Here is a 14,676-nt window from a genome sequence, read left to right as displayed (position 1 = left end):
GGGCCGGTTAGCCCGGCGGCGGCGGGTCACAGCTCCGCCCGCGGCCTGCGCGAGAACGTCAGGTCCCGCAGGATCACCGCGTTCATCGCCGGATCGTCGAAGATGATATCGACCCAGACCTGTTCGATGCGCTTTTCGTTGATGGAGGAATAGGCCAGGTCGAATTCGACCAGGCTTTCCTCTGAATGCCAGGGCAGCGGTTCCACCAGCTGTTCGGTATTGGGGCCGTGCTTGATGTTGAGCCGGGCATAGATCGGCACCGGCCGCTCCAGCGTGACATCGGCGGAGACGCTCACCAGATGGCGGCGGGTCAGCCCTGTCGCGGCCTCCTGGGGCAGGTTTACCGCGAGGGACAGGAAGCTGCCCTCGAAGCCGAAGACCTCCATCCGCAGGCAATAGGGGGCCAGCACGTCCTCTCGCTGGTTGCGCATCTGGTGCAGGATGACCTCTGGCCAGTCGCAATCGTGGAACAGCTGGACCTCTGCGCCCAGTTCCTCTCCGGAATGCAGGACGGTCAGGCCCTGCCGCGTCAGGGCGCCGCGCCAGATCTCGGGCCGCCAGGACCAGTCCACGTCGAAGGGCAGGTCAAAGGCCTCTCCCCCGGGGGCGGACAGGGCCAGGCGCCGGTCGGCCACCTGGATCAGCGCATCCAGCGGGCCGCGCAGGTCGCGGGCCTGTGTCACCTGGCCGCGCAGGGTGGAAAGATGGGTGTCCTCGGCGGCCTCGGCACGGGCGCGCCAGCGGCGCAGTTCCCGCCGCGCGATCAGCTTGCCCAGCACAGATCTGATCGAAGCCACCTTGCCATCTCCCGTTGCAATCCGGTCCTGAACCTATCGCCCGCAGCGCGCCGCCACGCAAGGTCCAGAGGGCGCCAATGCGCGGAACGACAAGGGAAACATGGCCGTTGCGCCACGATGCCTGCGCGCGGGGGCGAAAAGTGCCGCACAGTCACCCGTCTGCGGATCGTCGCGAAAGACCAGAGCGCTCAGGGCCGGGCTTCGGCCACCACCTGGGGTCTGGGCTTGTCGGGGCTGGCCTTGCGGATCGCCTCTGCCAGCCGGACCAGGACCCGGCTGCCGCCATCGCCGGCCAGGGCGCCATCGGCCGGCCCATAGGCCGCCATGGAGACAAGGTAACCGTTCAGCAGGAAGGCGCCGCGCCATTGCTTGGGATCGGCTGTGCCCACCATCTCGTCCCCGCCAGAGGCCATGTGCAGCAGCCGCACGTCGCGCGACTGGGCCACGCCCAGCACCTTGCCGGGGCCGAAGCCCCGCGCCAGGTCGCGGGCGGCGGGCAGATCTGCCTCGGCATAGGGGGTCACGGTGACGGTCAGCACGCCCAGGGCCACCGGGCTGCCAGAGATCCCGCCCAGCAGGTCGCAGCGCGCCAGCATGGCAAAGCCGGTGTCATTGCGCGACCGGACGCTGCCGCGTTCCACGCAATAGCCGGAGGGGCCGCGGACGACCACGTCGCCCTCGACCAGCTTCGCGGCCGTGACCGCCGTGCCCGTGGGCCGCCCTGTCGAGGACAGGAACCCCATGGAGCCTTCGCTGCCGCCGGGCGCACAGCCTGCAAGCGCCGCCAGCACCAGTCCCGCTGCCGCGCCCTTCAGGCCCCGCAACCCGTTCTTCAAGTCAAAGATCATATGCCGCTTTTCCGTCCCTCATCGCGGGCCATCCCCGGCCCTCATCCCGGCCAGCCCGCCGTCCCGGCAGGCCAGTCCCCCCGGAATGGCTGGGGCGGGCATAGAGCAGCGCCCCATACCGCACAAGCCGCAGCCCCGGCCGCGCCCCCTTCACCGGCAGGCCACCGCCGAAACGCCCAATGCGCGGGCAGCGCGCCGCCCTTTGACGGGCGGTCCCACCGCGCACCGGCGAAGCACCCGGGACCGGCGCGCCCTGCGACACCGATACCGACCGGAGAGTGATTGCCCCTTTCCCGGCCTGCGGATAGCTTGCCGCCATGATGCAGCCGCCCGAAAGCCCCGCCTGGCCGGATACGCCGCCCGCGCTCTGGCGCACCGGGCTGGGTTTCGGGCTGTTCGCCGCGCTCTACCTGGTCATGACCTCCATCTGGTACGTGCTGCTGCCGGCCCCAGCGGATCCGCAGGGGTTGACGCTGATGATGCTCAGCTCCTTCGGGGCGGCACTGGCGGCGGTGGCCCTGATGATGCAGATCCTGCACCAGCGCAGCCTGCTCACGCTGATCGGCCCCCCGGTCGAGGCCCTTCGGCAGGCCTTCCGGGTGGGGCGCGCGGTGGCGCTGCTGCTGGGGCTGGTCTGGCTGATGCCCCTGCCGCGCGACCTGGCCCCGATCCGCTACATGCCGCTTGGCGACTGGGCCGCGCTGCTGCCGCTGGCCCTGCCCCTGCTGGCAATCCAGGTCACGGCGGAAGAGCTGCTCTTTCGCGGCTACCTGCAATCGCGCCTCTCGGCCCGGTTCCGCAGCCCGCTGGCCTGGGCGCTGGTCCCCTCGCTGGTCTTCGGGCTGCTGCACTACCAGGGCCAGGCCGGGGCGAACGGCTGGCTCTTCGTGCTCTCGGCCACGGCCTTCGGGCTGGCGGCGGCGGATCTGACCGCGCGCAGCGGCACCCTGGGCCCGGCGCTGGCGCTGCATTTCGTCAACAATGTCTTCGCCGTGCTGCTCATGTCCCTGCCCGACGGGCTGGGCGGGCTGGCGCTCTATCACCTGCCGGTCGTGGCCTCTGACCCGGCCCTGCGCCCCTTCATCCCCATCGACCTTGCCACCACCCTGGTGATCTGGCTTGCCGCGCGGCTGGTGCTGCGCAGATGAAGGCCCCCGCCGTCTATGCCCCGCACGAGGCCTATGTCTTTCCGGCGCGCTACCGCAGCCACCCCGGGCGGCTGATCCTGGGCATCCTGCTGGCAGAGGTGCTCTTCACCCTGGGCCTGGACCTTTTCGACCGGCTGATGATGCGGATCTCTCCGGAGTTTGCCGATGCGGTCTATTACGGCGACAGCCCGACGGGTCTGCTGCTGCAACTGGCCTCCTACGGGATCCTGGCGCTGGCGCTGGTCGTGGTGGTCAACAAGCTGCACCTGCGCCATACCGCCAGCCTTTTCGGCCCCGGCGATCAAAGACGCCTTCTGCCGCGCGCCTTCATCGGCGCCATGGCCTTTTACCTGGTGCTGCAACTGGCCCCGCCCTGGGCCGATCTGATGGCCGCGCAGAGCCACCGCAACCTGGCCGGCTGGCTGGGGCTGCTGCCCTTCGCCCTGCTGGCCCTGCTGATCCAGACCGGCGCGGAAGAGATGTTCTACCGTGGCTACATCCAGCAGCAGATCGCCGCCCGCTTCCCCGATCCCCGGATCTGGATGGTGGTGCCCAACCTGCTGTTCGCCTGGGTCCACTGGGAAAGCGGCGGCCAATGGGTGGCAAACTGGCAATACGTGATCTGGGCCTTTGCCTTCGGGCTGGCCTGCAGCGACCTGACCGCGCGCAGCGGATCGCTTTACCCCGCCATCGGGCTGCACCTGGCCAACAATGCCTATGCCTTCCTGTTCTTTGCCGACCTGGACGGCTTTGACAGCGGGCTGGCGCTGTTCCTCTACCCGGCGGCCCCGCTGACCCAGCCGGTCACCGCCGATGGCCCCATCGTGACCCTTGCCCTGCTCGTGGAACTGTCGCTGATCGGCCTGGCCTGGCTTGCCACGCGCCTTGCGATCAGGCGTTGATTGCAATCTGCGCCGCACGCCCTTATCTGAGGGGCCAAAGCGAAACCGGGGAATAGCCGCCGATGAACTGGATCACGAATTACGTCCGGCCTCGAATCAACTCGATCTTCTCGCGCAGGGAGACGCCGGAGAACCTGTGGTCCAAGTGCGACAGCTGCGGCAGCATGCTGTTCCACCGCGAACTCAGCGACAACCTGAACGTCTGCACCAACTGCGGCCACCACATGGCCATCGCGCCGCGTGACCGCTTCCGGGCGCTCTTCGACGGTGGCATCTTCACCGAGGTCGATGTGCCGGAACCGGTGCAGGACCCGCTGCATTTCCGCGATCAGAAGAAATATCCCGACCGGATGCGCGAAGCGCGCCGCAAGACAGCCGAACATGAGGCGATGCTGGTCGCCCAGGGCGAGATCGGGCGTACCCCCATCGTGGCCGCCTGCCAGGACTTCTCCTTCATGGGCGGGTCCATGGGGATGTACGTGGGCAATGCCATCATCGCCGCCGCCGAACGCGCGGTGCAGCGCAAGTGCCCGCTGATCCTGTTCTCTGCCGCCGGTGGCGCGCGGATGCAGGAAGGGATCCTGTCGCTGATGCAGATGCCGCGCACCACAGTGGCCGTGCAGATGCTGAAGGAAGCCGGCCTGCCCTATATCGTCGTGCTGACCCACCCGACCACGGGCGGCGTGACGGCCTCCTACGCGATGCTGGGCGATGTGCATATCGCCGAACCCAACGCGCTGATCTGCTTTGCCGGGCCGCGCGTGATCGAACAGACCATCCGTGAGAAACTGCCCGAAGGGTTCCAGCGCGCCGAATACCTGCTGGACCACGGCATGCTGGACCGCGTGACCCCGCGCACAGAGATGCGCCAGGAGCTCATCACGATCACCCGGATGCTCATGGGCCTCAGCCCGGCCGTGGCCGGAGAGCTGCCCGCGCCCGATCCCGTGGCCGCCCTGCCCGACCCCGCTCAGGCAGCCGCCGCCGCGATCCCCGCGCAGCCCGATGCAAAGCCCGCCGCGCCCCAGCCCAAGGCAGAGGCCAAGCCCGATGCCAAGCCGGCCCCCGCGCCCAAGGCCGACGCCCCAGCCCAAAAAGCCAAAGACAAGTCGTGACCGCCACAAGTTCCGATGCGCTGCTCGACCGGATGATGCAGCTGCATCCGAAGGTCATCGACCTGGTTCTCGATCGCGTCTGGCGCCTGCTCGCCGCGCTCGACCACCCGGAAAACGCCCTGCCGCCGGTGATCCACCTGGCGGGCACCAACGGCAAGGGCTCCACCCAGGCCATGCTGCGCGCCGGGATCGAAGGTGCGGGGCTCAGCACCCATGCCTATACCTCTCCGCACCTGGTGCGCTTCCACGAGCGCATCCGCCTGGCCGGAGAGCTGATCTCCGAACAGGCGCTCTCCGAGCTGCTGGATGAATGCCTGGCCGCCAACGGCCCCGATCCCATCACCTATTTCGAGATCACGACCTGCGCCGCCATCCTGGCCTTTGCCCGCACCCCGGCGGACTGGTGCCTGCTGGAAACCGGCCTTGGCGGGCGGCTGGATGCGACCAACGTGGTGGAAAAACCCGCGCTGACCGTGATCACCCCGATCTCCATGGATCACGAAAGCTTCCTGGGCGACACGATCACCCAGATCGCCGGCGAAAAGGCCGGGATCCTGAAGCCCGGCGTGCCCTGCGTGGTCGGCCCCCAGACGCCAGAGGCGCTGGAGGTGCTGGAAACCCGCGCGATGCAGATCGGCGCGCCACTGCTGGTCCATGGCCAGGATTGGCAGGTCTGGAGCGAACATGGCCGCCTGGTCTTCCAGGACCTCAACGGCCTGCTCGACCTGCCGCTGCCCAACCTGCCCGGCGCCCACCAGTTGCAAAACGCCGGGGCCGCCCTGGCCGCCCTGCGGCACCTGGGCTTCGATGAAGCCGCCTGCGAAGCGGCCGTGACCTCGGCGCAATGGGATGCCCGCCTGCAACGCCTGCGCCGTGGCCCGCTGGTCAGCGCCGCCCCCGGGGCAGAGATCCTGCTGGATGGCGGCCACAATCCCGCCGCGGGCGAAGCGCTCTGCGCCCACCTGGAAACCCTGCCGGCGCGGCCCACCCACATGATCTGCGGGATGCTGAACACCAAGGACGTGCGCGGCTACCTGCGCCCGCTTGCCAGCCAGGTCGCCAGCCTGCACGCGGTCTCCATCCCCGGTGTCAGCGCCACGCTCACCGGTGCCGAAACCGCCCAGGCCGCCCGGGATGCGGGCCATGACGCGCAGGAAGCCGCCTCCGTTCAAGAGGCCCTGGCCGCGATCATCGCCACGGATCCCCAGGCCCGCGTGCTGATCGGCGGTTCGCTCTACCTGGCCGGCACGGTGCTGGAAGAGAACGGCTGAAGAGGCTTCGGGGCGGCCGCTACCGCCCCTTCCGCTGCCCCTTCGCCCCGTCAGGCGCGTCTCAGGCAAGAAAGCGGAAACTTTTCTCACATCAATAGGGGCACGTAACACCCTGTTCCGAATCACCTTTCCGAATCGCACTCCGGAAACGCCCCGAAATCGGGGCCCGGGCGATTCGGTTTTGGTTGACCGATTCCCAGTGATTCGGCTAATGTCCCTTTAGAAACAAGACTTTCTCCAGAAGACGCACCGCCCTCAGGGACAGCAGCTTTCAGGGCGGCACGCGCGACTACGGGACTTGGGACCATCGGGCATAATAATAGGGGGTCGGTTCAACGACCCCCTTTTTTTGTCCGCCATTAGGCCGCCTTTCAGTCCCCGTCCGCGTCCTTACCCCAATCCTTGTCCTGCATCTCCCGCAGCCGGCTTGCGGTGCGCTCGAATTCAAAGACGCCCTCGCCTTCCAGGTACAGGCTTTCGGGTTCATCGGCGGCAGAGCAGATCAGCCGCACCTTGGCCTCGTAAAGCGCGTCGATCAGCGTGACGAAGCGCTTGGCTTCGTTGAAGTTCGACCGGCCCAGGCAGGGGATGTTCTCAAGTACCAGGACCTTCATGGCCTTGGCGATCTCAAGGTAATCACCCGGCCCCAGCATCGCCCCGCAAAGGTCATGAAAACGCGCGCGGCCCACGCCGTTGCGATAGGCGGGGATGACCACTTCGCGGCCCTTCACGCTCAGCACCAGCGGCTCTGACGCGCCGCCCGTCAGGTCCTGCCAGATCTCCTCGATCGCGGCGCGGGCCTCCGCATCGTTGGGCGTGAAATAGACCTGCCCGCCTTCCAGCCGGTTCTGGCGGTAATCATGCGGGCTGGCCAGCTCATGCACCACCAGCCGTTCCTTGATCAGCGCGATGAAGGGCAGGAACAGCTGCCGGTTCAGCCCGTTCTTGTATAGATCGTCCGGCACCCGGTTGGAGGTCGTCACGACCACGACCCCGGCGGCAAAGAGCGCCTCGAACAGGCGGCCCACGATCATCGCATCGGTGATGTCGGTGATCTGCATCTCGTCGAAGGCCAGCACGCGCACGCTTTCGGCGATCTTCGCGGCCACCGGCGCCAGGCTGTCCTGGGTATTGGCCTTGCGGGCCTCGTTCAGGCCCTCCTGGATTTCCTGCATGAAGGCATGGAAGTGGACCCGGCGCACCGGCACGTCCAGGCTTTCCACGAAGAGATCCATCAGCATCGACTTGCCGCGCCCGACCCCGCCCCACAGGTAAAGCCCGCGCACCGGCTCAGGCGGCTTTGCCTTGCGGAAGAAGCCGCGCTTCACCGGCGCGGCCTCGGCCAGCCCGGCCTCGATACGGTCAAACTCCGGCAGGACGGCCTCCTGCGCGGGATCGGGCTGGATCGCCCCTTCGGCCACACGGGTCCGGTAAAGCTCTGACATGCTGCTCATGACGGTTAGATAGCCCGGGCGGTGTCGCTAGGAAAGGCGGCGCGCGCGCATCTCCACGTTTCGTCATGGCCCTGGCCACAAAGCTTGAATTGACGCCGCGACAGGGCTGGGTAGGCTTTACGGGCTTTCAGAGGATCCCCCGAATGACACCAGCCCCCCGCCTGATTTCCCCGGTGCTGATCGCCGGCTGCATCATCATCATGGTCAGCTTCGCCATCCGCGCCAGTTTCGGGGTCTTCCAGATCCCCATCGCGGCTGATTTCGGCTGGGCGCGGGCGGACTTCTCGCTGGCCATCGCGATCCAGAACCTGGCCTGGGGCATCGGGCAGCCGCTCTTTGCCGCCTTCGCGGAGAAGGTGGGGGACCGCAAGGCCATCGTGCTGGGCGCGCTGGTCTATGCGGCGGGTCTGGTGGCCTCTTCCTTCGCCGTCACGCCAGAGGCGCACTGGGGCCTGGAGGTGCTGGTGGGCTTCGGCATCGCGGGCACCGGCTTTGGCGTCATCCTGGCGGTGGTCGGGCGGGCAGCCGCGCCGCAGCACCGCTCCATGGCGCTGGCCATCGCCACCGCGGCCGGGTCTGCGGGCCAGGTCTTCGGCGCGCCGGTGGCGCAGTGGATGCTGGGCTTCATGACCTGGCAATCGGTCTTCCTGGCCTTTGCCGCAGCCATCCTGGCCGTGCTTGTGGTGCTGCCGATGATGCGCGCCACCCAGCCCCCCGCCACCAAGGCAGAGCTTGAGGAAACCCTGGGCCAGATCCTGTTCCGCGCCATGAAGGATCCGACCTTCGCGATGATCTTCATCGGCTTCTTTTCCTGCGGCTACCAGCTGGGCTTCATCACCGCGCATTTCCCCGCCTTCGTGACAGAGCTTTGCGGGCCGATCGCGCCCGGCGGCATCCTGGCCTCCATGGGGATCACCACAACCTCGGCGCTTGGCGCGATCTCGATTTCGGTGATCGGGGTGATGAACGTGGCGGGCACGCTGCTGGCGGGTTACCTGGGCAACCGCTTTACCAAGAAATACCTGCTGTCGGGCATCTACGTGCTGCGCACGCTGGTCGCCGCCTGGTTCATCCTGGTGCCGATCACGCCGGCCACGGTGCTGATCTTCTCTGCCGTGATGGGATCGCTCTGGCTGGCGACGGTGCCGCTGACCTCTGGCCTTGTCGGCTACATCTACGGGATGCGCTACATGGGCACGCTTTACGGGATCGTCTTCTTCTCACACCAGCTGGGCGGCTTCATGGGCGTCTGGCTGGGGGGCAAGCTTTACGACATCCACGGCGATTACACGCTGGTCTGGTGGGTCGGCGTGGGGGTCGGCGCGGTCTCTGCGCTGGTGCATCTGCCGATCCGGGAAAAGCCCTCGGTCCTGCCGCAACCGGCCTGATGCGCCGCAGATCCTCCGGGGGCTCAGGCGCCCCCGGCCTGCCAGTCGGTCACGGCCTCCACCACCGCCTGGGGATGGGTCAGGGGCAGCCAGTGATCGGCCCCCGGCACGGTCACCTGCCCGGCCTGCGGGTTCCATTCCGCCAGCACCTCCCGACGGGAGAGGGGGATATCGCGATCCTCTGCCGCCCAGATCGCCAGCACCGGCACCCCGGCCTGGGCCAGGGCGCGATGCTCCACCACAAGGTCGCCGCGCAGCAGGTGGCGCAGGGATGACATGACCCCCGGGGCAAAGCCGCGCAGGTCGGCCTCGCGCTGCTGGGCGCGTTCCAGCGCCTCCGGCAGGCCGTGATCGCGGGTCAGAACGCGCCCGGCCCGGCGATGCATGCCCGGATAGATCAGCCGGAACAGCCACATGCCCGGCCCGTCCGCATCCCGCAGGGCCCGCAGCCAACCCGTGCCGACGCCGCCCATGCCCGCAGGGGCCACCAGCACCAGCCGCGCCACCCGTCCGGGACGCGTCGCCGCATAGCTCGCACTGATCGCGCCGCCCATGGAAAAGCCCATCATCGTGACCGGCCCGGTAACCTTCTGATCCGCCAGCAGGGCATCGAGCTGGCGCAGGAAGAACTCCGCGTCCTGCGCGCCGGAGGGGCGGTCCGAATAGCCCCGCCCCAGCAGGTCATAGCGCAGCACCCGCTCGCCCCGGGCTGCCAGCAGCCGCGCCACGCCGTCCCAGACGAAACAGGGGGTGGTCTGACCATGGACCAGCACGGTGATCGGCCCGTCCTCCGGCCCGTCCCAGCGGTAATGAGTCACGCCGCAGGGCAGCTGCGCGAACTGCCCCGGCGCATCGGCGCGGGCGGCGGCATCCATCTTTTCGTGAAACAGCAGATCGACCAGCCGGGGCCAGAGCGCGACCAGCACACCCAGTCCCGCAAGCACAAGGATCACACCCCACCAGGTCATCGCGCGCCCTCCGCGATGCAGGCCACCACGGCGGAAACGCCCCGCCGGCTCACGCCGCTTCTTCCGCGGTCAGGAAACCATCGGCCACCAGCCGGTCGGCCCAGCCCTCGGGCCCGGTGAAATGATGGGTCTGCCAGCCACGCGCCTGCGCGGCGGCGATATTGTCTTCGCGGTCATCGGTGAACAGGATCTCTGCGCCCGACAGACCCGTGCCCTCTTCCAGGATCTCGTAGATCCGCGCGTCCGGCTTGATCACGCCCAGGTGGCCAGAGATATAGGGCTGGTCGAATTCCGACAGGAAGTCATAGGCCGCCTGCGCCTTCTGGAAGGTCCCGATGCCAAAGTTGGACAGCGCATGGACCGGCACGCCCTTCTGGCGCAACCGGCGCTGAAGCCGGACAGAGCGCGGGATCGCCGGAGAGGCCATCTTGATCCAGTCGCCATGCCACATGCGGATTTCCTCGGCCCATTCGGGGGTGCTGCGGGCCAGCTCCTCGAACAGGGTGCCCATGTCGCCGCCCCGGTCGACCTCGTCGTTCACGGCATGCAGATCGACCGCCTCGAACAGCGCCTTGCGCCGGCTCTCTCCGATCACCGCGTCGTAATGCCGCTCCGGCTGCCATTCGATCAGCACATTGCCGATGTCGAAGACCACGGCCTTCGCCCTTTGTCCGCTCATGTCAGATATCTTCCTGTCACTGCCGTGTCTTGGCCGCGCGGATCGCGCGTTCCAGCGCGTCCAGAAAACGGGAGCGGTCGGCCTTTGTAAAGCCCTTGCCCCCGCCCTGCCGGAAGGGATCCGCCGCACGCAGATCGGCCATCAGGTCGCGCATCGCCAGCTGCTGTCCGATATTGGCCTGGGTGAAGCGTTCGCCGTTGTGGCGCAGGCATTCCGCCCCGGCTTCCACGCATTTTGCCGCCAGCGGGATGTCCCCGGTGATCACCACATCCGCCGGGCCGCAGCGCTCCGCGATCCACATGTCGGCCACATCCGGCCCGTCGGGCACGATCACTTGCTCCACGTAGGGATTGTCAGACGGGCGCAGCCCGCCGTTGGACACAAGTTTCATCATGAGCTTGTGACGCGTCGCCACCCGCTCGGTCTCTGCCTTCACTGGGCAGGCATCCGCATCGACATAGATTATGGTCATGAAGGCGCAGTTTCACGCCCCGGCCCCGCCCGTCAAGCCCGGAGCCGCCGCCCGACTTGGCAGGAAAGCTTGCCGCAGAGCGTTTAAGCAGCCAATATGCGCCAACTGTCGCCGGAGGACCCATGACACGCTGCATCCTGCAAAAACGCCGTGGCCGAAAGCTGGACCAGGTCCTTGATGGCGCACGAGAGGTGTTTCTGCGGGACGGTTTCGAAGGCGCCAACGTGGATGACATCGCCCGCGCGGCCTCTGTCTCCAAGGCGACGCTCTACAGCTACTTCCCCGACAAACGCCTGCTTTTCCTGGAAGTCGCCCGGCAGGAGTTCCGCCGCCAGGCCGATTCCGCCGGCTGCATCGTCCAGCCGGACCTGCCCCCGCGCGACATGCTGGAACATGCCGCCAAGCGCATGGTCGATTTCTTCACCAACCCCATGTCGGTCTCGACCTACCGCCTCTGCGTGTCAGAGGCAGAGCGCTTCCCCGATCTTGCCCGCGATTTCTACGAACACGGGCCGCTGCTGGCCGAAAAGATGCTCTGCCTCTATTTCGAAAAGGCCGTGGAGCGCGGAGAGCTGGTGATCGAGGATCACTCCATGGCCGCGCATCAGTTCTTCGAGCTCTGCAAGGCAGAGATCTTTGCCAGCCAGCTCTTCTGTCCGGACATCAAGATCAGCGCCGAACGCGCCCGCCAGGTCGCCCATGAGGCGGTGGAAACCTTCCTGGCCCGCTACGGATCCGGTGCCTCCCTGCGCACGGCAGCGGAATAAGCTCCCCCGGGCTCACCTGCGACCTCGCCAAGAAAAAGGGCCGGCACGCTGGCCAGCCCGATCCCGTTCTTCAGCACCCGGCCCCGCAGGGCCCGCAGGCTCACTCCGTGCGATAGGCCTTGTGGCAGGCCCCGCAGGCCCCCGCAACCGTGCGGAAACCGGCCTTCATCGCCTCCAGCGACTCGGTGTCCAGCCCGCTCAGAGAGGTTTCCAGCGCGGCGGCCTTGTCGGCGAAATCATCCCAGTTGGTCCAGATCTCCGGCTTGGCTTCGGATTTGGGATCCATCGCCTCCGTCTCGAAGACCGTGGTGATATCGGTTGACGCCTCCAGCGCGGCGGCCTTGGCATTTGCAGCCGCAGCCGCGTCGAATGCCGTCTTGCCCTGCGCCATGGAGGCGATGGTGCCGAAGTTGTCGCGGATGGTCTCCATGACCTCCATGCGCGCCTTGACGGTCGGGTTCTCCACGTCCTCGTGGGCCATTGCGCCCCCTGCCAGAAGTGCGGCGCCCGTGACCAGCGTCAGAAACTGCCTTTTCATTGGGTAACTCCATGTTGGATCCTGCCCTCACCATACCCCTATTGCGAGAACCGAGAACCCGTCTCGACTCTGCCTCACGAAAACATTAGAAATGGAACATAACAGGAACATCCGAATCTCTGCCCAGCCCGGTGTCCCATGCCCCGTCCCAGCCGCATCATGCATCTCTGGTTTCCCCGCCTTGGCGCGGATCGTGTCCTGCGCCGCCTGGGCGCGGAACCCTCGCTGCCGCTGGCGGTGGTGGACCAGGCCGGAAACCTCCAGACAATCAGCAGCTTGAGCCCCGGCGCGGAAGAGGCAGGCCTGCGCCCCGGCATGGGGCTGCCCGATGCGCTGGCGATGTATCCCAACCTGGTGACACGCCCGCGCAAGGCCCAGGCAGAGGCACAGCTGCTGGCCTCCCTGGGACGCTGGGCCGGGCGCTATTCGCCCTGGGTGGGGGACAGCGGGCTGGACGGGCTGATGCTGGACATCACCGGATGTGCCCACCTTTTCGGCGGGGAAGAGGCCATGATCGGCCACGTGGAATCCGATTGCGCGCGCTTCTCGCTCTCCATGCGGGCGGCGATCGGCGACACCCCCGGCGCGGCCTGGGCCCTGGCCCGTTTCGCCGGAACCGAAGGGGCCGCCCTGCATCCCGCCGGCCATGACGGCGACGCGGTGGACATGGAGGCCCGCGCGACCCGCTCGCGCGCCGCGCGCAAGCGGCACTGGGAACGCGGCGGTGCCCGCCCCCCGCTGCCAGAGGTGACCGGCACCGCGCGGCGCATCCAGCCCCCCGGCCGCGCGGCGGATGTGCTGGCCCCGCTGCCCGTCGCCGCCCTGCGGATCGAGTCAAAGCTGGTAGAGGACCTCAGCCGGGTCGGCCTGCGCCGGATCCGCGACCTTATGGAACAGCCCCGCGCGCCACTGGCCCGGCGCTACGGGCTGCCGCTGGTGCAGCGGCTGGACCAGGCGCTTGGCCATGCCCATGAACCGGTCTCTCCACGGCGGCACCGCCCGGCCTTCTCCGTGCGGCTGACCCTGCCCGATCCCATCGGCCTGCAAGAGGATCTGCAAGCCGGGGTGGACAAGATGCTGCCCCGTCTTTGCGAGATGCTGCGTGAGGCCGGCAAGGTCGTGCGCCTTGTCCGGCTTGAGGCCTGGCGCAGCGATGGCACCATGCAATGGGTGGCCGCCGGGCTGGCCCGCCCGGCCGCCGATCCCGATCGCATCCGCCCCCTGCTGGCGATCAAGCTGGCAGAGGTGAAGGCCGGCTTCGGCATCGACATGCTGCGCCTGATCGCCGAACAGGTCGAAGCCCCGCTGCGCGACAGCTCCCAATCCCCCGCGATCGTCGGCAGTGGCGGCAGTGGCGGCGGCAGCCGCGAAGCCGCCGGGCTGGCCGCCGCCCGCGAAGAGCTGATGTCGCGCATCGGCGCCCGCTTCGGGATGGAGGCGATCACCCGCCGCCACCCGGCGGACAGCCATATCCCCGAAAAGACCGACATCACCCTGACCGCCGCCTGGTCCAAACCGGCCCCGCACTGGGAAGGGCACCCGCTGCCACGCCCGCTGCATATCTTCCGCCCGGAACTGGTGACGCCGCTGGGCCCGCAGCCCGATTTTCCCCGCGCGCCCCCCGCCCGCTTCCGCTGGCGGCGCTATGAAAGCGTCACCCACAGCTACGGAGAGCGCGAACGCATCGCCCCCGAATGGTGGCTGGACGACCCCGCCTGGCGCTCCGGCACCCGCGACTACTGGCGCACCGTCACCACGCGGGGAGAGGCGCTCTGGCTTTTCTATGCCCATGGCGGGGCGGTCTCCGGTGGCTGGTTCTGCCAGGGGCGTTTCGCCTGACGCGCCCCTGGCCCGACCGGCGCGCGCCCCCAGCGGGCCGGGAAAGCGGCAGGAAAATGCCTTGAATGCCGTGCAACCGGCTCGCGGGCCCCGCATCCCGCTTGATTTTGCCGCGCACCGGGCGCAGGATTCCGTCATGACGCTACACTCGACGCCTCCGGTTCCCGGACCCCAGCAAGCCCAGGTCGCCTTTCACCGCACGGAGCTCAGCGTGATCCTGTCGCTCTACGGGCGCATGGTCGCCGCAGGCGAATGGCGCGATTACGGGATTTCCTGCCTGTCGGACATGGCGGTCTTCTCCGTCTTCCGGCGCAGCGCGGAACACCCGCTCTATCGGATCGAGAAACGGCCAAGACTGCGCAACAAGCAGGGCATGTATGCCGTGGTCGGCATGGACGGCCAGATCCTGCGCCGGGGGCATGAGCTGAAAACCGTGCTGCGGGTGCTGGAACGCAAGATGATCCGCGCGGTGGACTGACCCGCCGCGCCT

General features: G+C 67.9%; 15 protein-coding genes. 8 read left to right on the top strand and 7 right to left on the bottom strand.

Annotated features, from left to right (window positions below):
• Positions 1-26 precede the first annotated feature (26 nt).
• A complete protein-coding gene (locus HCZ97_RS17160; RefSeq protein ID WP_368484391.1) occupies positions 27-797 on the bottom strand; it encodes a DUF6478 family protein in 771 nt (256 codons plus the stop codon).
• 188 nt (positions 798-985) lie between these two features.
• Positions 986-1,645, bottom strand: coding sequence for a hypothetical protein (locus HCZ97_RS17155; RefSeq protein WP_167690301.1), 660 nt, complete (start codon positions 1,643-1,645; stop codon positions 986-988).
• 317 nt (positions 1,646-1,962) lie between these two features.
• Here HCZ97_RS17155 and HCZ97_RS17150 point away from each other — a divergent pair, with 317 nt between their 5' ends.
• From HCZ97_RS17150 to HCZ97_RS17135, 4 genes are all read left to right on the top strand, one after another.
• On the top strand, positions 1,963-2,793 hold the full coding sequence (locus tag HCZ97_RS17150; protein WP_167690300.1) for a CPBP family intramembrane glutamic endopeptidase: 831 nt from the start codon (positions 1,963-1,965) through the stop codon (positions 2,791-2,793).
• A complete protein-coding gene (locus tag HCZ97_RS17145; RefSeq protein ID WP_167690298.1) occupies positions 2,790-3,695 on the top strand; it encodes a CPBP family intramembrane glutamic endopeptidase in 906 nt (301 codons plus the stop codon). The genes HCZ97_RS17150 and HCZ97_RS17145 overlap by 4 nt, the downstream gene beginning before the upstream one ends.
• Before the next feature lie 62 nt (positions 3,696-3,757).
• Complete coding sequence (gene accD / locus HCZ97_RS17140) at positions 3,758-4,810, top strand: acetyl-CoA carboxylase, carboxyltransferase subunit beta (protein ID WP_167690297.1); 1,053 nt, start codon at positions 3,758-3,760, stop codon at positions 4,808-4,810.
• Entirely contained in the window at positions 4,807-6,081 is a 1,275-nt protein-coding gene (locus tag HCZ97_RS17135; RefSeq protein ID WP_167690295.1) for a folylpolyglutamate synthase/dihydrofolate synthase family protein, read from the top strand. Before accD ends, HCZ97_RS17135 begins: the two co-directional genes overlap by 4 nt.
• Positions 6,082-6,452: 371 nt before the next feature.
• On the opposite strand, the gene zapE is transcribed toward HCZ97_RS17135, so the two are convergent.
• The gene (gene zapE / locus HCZ97_RS17130; protein WP_167690294.1) at positions 6,453-7,535 is read right to left on the bottom strand and encodes a cell division protein ZapE; all 1,083 of its coding nucleotides are present in this window, start codon (positions 7,533-7,535) and stop codon (positions 6,453-6,455) included.
• Between the two features lie 143 nt (positions 7,536-7,678).
• On the opposite strand from zapE, the gene HCZ97_RS17125 reads away from it, so the two are divergent.
• On the top strand, positions 7,679-8,923 hold the full coding sequence (locus HCZ97_RS17125) for an MFS transporter (RefSeq protein ID WP_167690292.1): 1,245 nt from the start codon (positions 7,679-7,681) through the stop codon (positions 8,921-8,923).
• A 23-nt stretch (positions 8,924-8,946) separates the two neighbouring features.
• On the opposite strand, the gene HCZ97_RS17120 is transcribed toward HCZ97_RS17125, so the two are convergent.
• Genes HCZ97_RS17120 through HCZ97_RS17110 form a run of 3 tightly spaced genes read right to left on the bottom strand, consistent with a single transcriptional unit; the run spans position 8,947 to position 11,042 of the window.
• Positions 8,947-9,891: an alpha/beta fold hydrolase gene (locus HCZ97_RS17120; RefSeq protein WP_167690290.1), complete on the bottom strand. Its 945-nt coding sequence runs from the start codon at positions 9,889-9,891 to the stop codon at positions 8,947-8,949.
• Positions 9,892-9,940: 49 nt separating this feature from the next.
• Complete coding sequence (locus HCZ97_RS17115) at positions 9,941-10,570, bottom strand: HAD family phosphatase (RefSeq protein ID WP_167690289.1); 630 nt, start codon at positions 10,568-10,570, stop codon at positions 9,941-9,943.
• A gap of 16 nt (positions 10,571-10,586) precedes the next feature.
• The gene (locus HCZ97_RS17110; protein ID WP_167690287.1) at positions 10,587-11,042 is read right to left on the bottom strand and encodes a YaiI/YqxD family protein; all 456 of its coding nucleotides are present in this window, start codon (positions 11,040-11,042) and stop codon (positions 10,587-10,589) included.
• 122 nt (positions 11,043-11,164) lie between these two features.
• Between HCZ97_RS17110 and HCZ97_RS17105 the strand changes: the two genes are divergently transcribed.
• Positions 11,165-11,809, top strand: coding sequence for a TetR/AcrR family transcriptional regulator (locus tag HCZ97_RS17105; protein WP_167690286.1), 645 nt, complete (start codon positions 11,165-11,167; stop codon positions 11,807-11,809).
• Positions 11,810-11,909: 100 nt separating this feature from the next.
• On the opposite strand, the gene HCZ97_RS17100 is transcribed toward HCZ97_RS17105, so the two are convergent.
• Positions 11,910-12,347: a cytochrome c gene (locus HCZ97_RS17100; protein WP_167690284.1), complete on the bottom strand. Its 438-nt coding sequence runs from the start codon at positions 12,345-12,347 to the stop codon at positions 11,910-11,912.
• 138 nt (positions 12,348-12,485) lie between these two features.
• Between HCZ97_RS17100 and HCZ97_RS17095 the strand changes: the two genes are divergently transcribed.
• Both HCZ97_RS17095 and HCZ97_RS17090 read left to right on the top strand, forming a co-directional pair.
• The gene (locus HCZ97_RS17095) at positions 12,486-14,186 is read left to right on the top strand and encodes a DNA polymerase Y family protein (protein WP_167690282.1); all 1,701 of its coding nucleotides are present in this window, start codon (positions 12,486-12,488) and stop codon (positions 14,184-14,186) included.
• 136 nt (positions 14,187-14,322) lie between these two features.
• Positions 14,323-14,664, top strand: coding sequence for a DUF2794 domain-containing protein (locus tag HCZ97_RS17090; protein WP_167690281.1), 342 nt, complete (start codon positions 14,323-14,325; stop codon positions 14,662-14,664).
• Positions 14,665-14,676 lie beyond the last annotated feature (12 nt).

It is taken from the genome of Pseudooceanicola sp. HF7 (assembly GCF_011806405.1).
In the GTDB taxonomy this organism is placed as follows: domain Bacteria; phylum Pseudomonadota; class Alphaproteobacteria; order Rhodobacterales; family Rhodobacteraceae; genus Pseudooceanicola.
Note: the sequence above shows the minus strand (reverse complement) of the source record. Positions and strands in the feature narration are given on the sequence as shown.

Coding starts and splice junctions, on each gene's coding strand:
- HCZ97_RS17105 (WP_167690286.1), top strand. CDS start 11,165: ATGACACGCTGCATCCTGCAAAAACGCCGTGGCCGAAAGCTGGACCAG.
- HCZ97_RS17120 (WP_167690290.1), bottom strand. CDS start 9,891: ATGACCTGGTGGGGTGTGATCCTTGTGCTTGCGGGACTGGGTGTGCTG.
- HCZ97_RS17100 (WP_167690284.1), bottom strand. CDS start 12,347: ATGAAAAGGCAGTTTCTGACGCTGGTCACGGGCGCCGCACTTCTGGCA.
- HCZ97_RS17110 (WP_167690287.1), bottom strand. CDS start 11,042: ATGACCATAATCTATGTCGATGCGGATGCCTGCCCAGTGAAGGCAGAG.
- HCZ97_RS17115 (WP_167690289.1), bottom strand. CDS start 10,570: ATGAGCGGACAAAGGGCGAAGGCCGTGGTCTTCGACATCGGCAATGTG.
- accD (WP_167690297.1), top strand. CDS start 3,758: ATGAACTGGATCACGAATTACGTCCGGCCTCGAATCAACTCGATCTTC.
- HCZ97_RS17090 (WP_167690281.1), top strand. CDS start 14,323: ATGACGCTACACTCGACGCCTCCGGTTCCCGGACCCCAGCAAGCCCAG.
- zapE (WP_167690294.1), bottom strand. CDS start 7,535: ATGAGCAGCATGTCAGAGCTTTACCGGACCCGTGTGGCCGAAGGGGCG.
- HCZ97_RS17150 (WP_167690300.1), top strand. CDS start 1,963: ATGATGCAGCCGCCCGAAAGCCCCGCCTGGCCGGATACGCCGCCCGCG.
- HCZ97_RS17095 (WP_167690282.1), top strand. CDS start 12,486: ATGCCCCGTCCCAGCCGCATCATGCATCTCTGGTTTCCCCGCCTTGGC.
- HCZ97_RS17155 (WP_167690301.1), bottom strand. CDS start 1,645: ATGATCTTTGACTTGAAGAACGGGTTGCGGGGCCTGAAGGGCGCGGCA.
- HCZ97_RS17125 (WP_167690292.1), top strand. CDS start 7,679: ATGACACCAGCCCCCCGCCTGATTTCCCCGGTGCTGATCGCCGGCTGC.
- HCZ97_RS17145 (WP_167690298.1), top strand. CDS start 2,790: ATGAAGGCCCCCGCCGTCTATGCCCCGCACGAGGCCTATGTCTTTCCG.